Raw genomic sequence first — 2,056 nt, 5'->3', positions numbered from 1 at the left:
GCGCACTTGCGGTGACGGATGCATTGCGCGCCCTTGCCCAGCAACAGCAGGCCGGTGCGCTGACAATGGAAGGCATCGGTGCCAACCGCACCATCCTCGATCCGCGCCTGCATATGGCGCGTCCGGCGGCAGGCCAGCAGCAAGCAGCCAAGGTGCTGCACGATCTGCTCGCCCGAGACGAGGCGCCGGCGCCGACCACCTTGCAGGACCCGCTGTCGATCCGCTGCATGCCGTCGATCCATGGCGCGCTGATCGAGGCGATCGGTCAGGCGAGACAGGCTGTCGAGATCGAACTCAACGCCGCCGCCGACAACCCGCTGGTGCTGGGCGATGATGGACTGGTGCTGTCGACCGGCAATTTCCACACAGCCTCGCTGGCGCTCGCCTTCGAGACGCTCGGCCTGGCGATCGCCCAATGTGCCGCGGCCAGTGCCGCGCGCTTCATCCAGCTCACCGGTTCCGGCCGCAATGGCCTGCCGAAATATCTGTCGCCGGTCGGCGGCGCCTCGGCCGGCCTCGTACCGCTGCAGAAGACGGTGACGTCGATCCTGGCCGCCATCCGCCACAAGGCCAATCCGGTGATGCTCGACTTCCTGGCCGTGTCGGAAGGCGTCGAGGATCACGCCACGCAGACGCCTCTGGCGGTGGCAAAATGCGCCGGGATGATCGCGCTGTGGCGCCGCCTGATCGCCTTCGAATTGATGGCCGCCGCACAGGCCATCGACCTGCGCGACGGCTTCACATTGGCGCCACGCACCGCCGCAATTCACACGGCGATACGCTCGCTCGTCCCCATGCTGAAAGAGGACCGGCCGCTCGGTATCGACGCCGAGACGCTTTACGCCGCGCTCGCCGGCGGCAGTTGGCCGGCCTGACGTGGCTTCTCAGAAGACGATGGTCTTGTGGCCGTTGAGCATGACGCGGGCTTCGAGATGCAACTTGACGGCGCGCGCCAGCACCCGGCTTTCGATGTCGCGCCCGACAGCGACGAAGTCCTCGGCGCTCATCGCATGGGTGACGCGTTCGGTCTCCTGATCGATGATCGGACCCTCGTCGAGGTCGGAGGTGACGTAATGCGCCGTCGCACCGATCAGCTTGACGCCGCGGTCGAAGGCCTGGTGATACGGCTTGGCGCCCTTGAAGCTCGGCAGGAAGGAATGGTGGATGTTGATCGCCCGTCCGAACAGCCGGTCCGACAGGCCTTTTGAAAAGACCTGCATGTAGCGCGCCAGGATGACCAGTTCAGCCCCTGTTTGCTGCACCAGGTCCAGCAGCTTCTGTTCCTGTTCGGCCTTGTTCTCCCTGGTGGTCGGCCAATGGTGGTAGGGGATGCCCTCCAGCTCGGCGAAGCGGCGGGCATCCTCGTGGTTGGAGACGACGGCGGCAACCTCCGCGTTCAGCCAGCCGACCCTGATCTGGTACAGCAGATGGAGAAGCGCGTGGTCGAACTTGGAGACCATGACGATGATCTTCGGGCGGCGCCCCTGATCGACGAGCGCGGTCTTCATGCCGAACCGGTCGACACTTGATTTCAAGGCCCGCTCCAGGCTGTCCCTGGTCGAGCCTGGCGGGCTGATGAAGGCGATCCGCATGAAAAAGCGATTGGTCTGCCGGTCCCAGAACTGGCTGCTTTCGGCGATGTTGGCGCCGTTCGCGGCAAGCTCCGCCGTGACGGCGGCGACGATCCCCGGCCGGTCCTCGCAGGAAAGCGTAAGAATATGAACCGGCGCGGCCTCGTCCGTCGCATCATTGCCTTGAGATTTCACGCCCTGTCGACCCTTTTCATGAACAGGCTGAGCTCAGCCGGATCCATATGCACCACATGCTTGTCTTCGGGATAGGCGAGACTGTTGACATCGGCAACATACTCCGAGAACGCGGCGATGCGCTCGGCCTGCAAACGATCATATTCGGCGGCGAAGTTGCGGTAGACCTTGGAATGGCGAGGCATGTGGCCCCGGTTCTGGCCGAGGATGTCGTCGGCGAACAGATATTGCGCATCGCAACCGGTGCCCGCTCCCATCGACAGCATGATCAGCGATGTGCGTTCCGAGAT

Annotated in this window: 3 protein-coding genes; 1 reads left to right on the top strand and 2 read right to left on the bottom strand. The window is 64.3% G+C overall.

Annotated features, from left to right (window positions below):
* On the top strand, positions 1-875 hold an 875-nt coding region (locus EN939_RS31635; RefSeq protein ID WP_164751395.1), incomplete at its 5' end, for an aromatic amino acid lyase.
* 9 nt (positions 876-884) lie between these two features.
* Here EN939_RS31635 and purU read toward each other — a convergent pair.
* Entirely contained in the window at positions 885-1,766 is an 882-nt protein-coding gene (gene purU, locus EN939_RS31630; RefSeq protein WP_127270892.1) for a formyltetrahydrofolate deformylase, read from the bottom strand.
* A partial coding sequence (locus EN939_RS31625) for a 3-methyl-2-oxobutanoate hydroxymethyltransferase (protein ID WP_206528390.1) occupies positions 1,763-2,056 on the bottom strand: 294 nt, incomplete at its 5' end. The genes EN939_RS31625 and purU, both read right to left, overlap by 4 nt.

The organism is Mesorhizobium sp. M7A.F.Ca.CA.002.05.1.1 (assembly GCF_003998335.1).
Classification (GTDB): domain Bacteria; phylum Pseudomonadota; class Alphaproteobacteria; order Rhizobiales; family Rhizobiaceae; genus Mesorhizobium.
The sequence above is the reverse complement of the archived record's forward strand: the minus strand, read 5'-3'. Positions and strand labels throughout refer to the sequence as shown.